The following is a 990-nucleotide window of genomic DNA, read 5'->3' as shown; positions in this document are numbered from 1 at the left end:
CGGTTCAAGAGCTGATTCACCGCGAAGCAGGTGAGCAAGAAGTGGAAAAAGCCGTTCGTAATCATACGCCAAGTATTCGTAGTGATGGTCTAAGCAAAGTACGTCGTGGTATTACGTCACTTGAAGAAGTGATGCGAGTGACGAAGGAAGCGTAATGGCAGCATTTGAATACAAAGCGCTGGATGCAAAAGGCAAACAAAAAAAAGGCACGATTGAAGGGGATAACGCTCGTCAAGTGCGCCAACGACTGAAAGGACAAGGAATGATCGCTGTTGAGGTCGTGGAAGCCAAAGCAAAGGCGGCTAAGTCTTCAGGCTCAGTGGGCTTCAAACGTGGTATCAAAACGGCTGAATTGGCTCTGATCACGCGTCAATTATCCACACTTGTTCAATCAGGTATGCCTCTTGAAGAGTGTCTTCGAGCAGTTTCTGAACAAGCAGAAAAGCCACGAATTCGCACCATGATCGCTGCAGTTCGCTCCAAAGTCACCGAAGGTTACCCATTGGCAGATAGCCTAGGTGATTATCCACACGTATTTGACGAACTGTTTCGCTCTATGGTCGCCGCAGGTGAAAAATCTGGACACCTTGATACGGTTTTAGAGCGCTTGGCGGAGTACGTCGAACACCGTCAGAAAATGCGTTCTAAGCTGTTGCAAGCGATGATCTACCCTGTCGTATTAGGGGTGTTTGCGGTGGCGATTGTCTCGTTCTTGTTGGCGACCGTGGTACCCAAAATCATCGAGCCGATCATTCAAATGGGGCAAGAGTTGCCACAGTCAACGCAATTTTTGCTGGCGGCTAGTGAGTTCGTCCAAGAGTGGGGGCTGATTATCTTTGCCGTGCTAGTAGTTTGTTTTTATGGCTTAAAACTGGCATTGCAAAAACCAGATTTTCGCTTGTCTTGGGACAGAAAAATCATCAGCTTGCCTCTCGTCGGTAAGATTTCTAAAGGCCTCAATACCGCTCGTTTCGCTCGTACCTTGTCGAT

The 990-nt window shown here is 48.0% G+C and carries 1 protein-coding gene and 1 pseudogene; both read left to right on the top strand.

Annotation, left to right across the window (positions count from 1 at the left end):
* Window positions 1-155, top strand: a pseudogene (locus R7Z77_RS24265) (type II secretion system protein GspE); the annotation flags it as partial.
* Window positions 155-990, top strand: an 836-nt coding sequence (locus R7Z77_RS24260; RefSeq protein ID WP_318136917.1) for a type II secretion system F family protein, incomplete at its 3' end; no start/stop codon positions are given. The pseudogene R7Z77_RS24265 and the gene R7Z77_RS24260, both read left to right, overlap by 1 nt.

It is taken from the genome of Vibrio sp. 1401 (assembly GCF_033340295.1).
The sequence above is the reverse complement of the archived record's forward strand: the minus strand, read 5'-3'. Positions and strand labels throughout refer to the sequence as shown.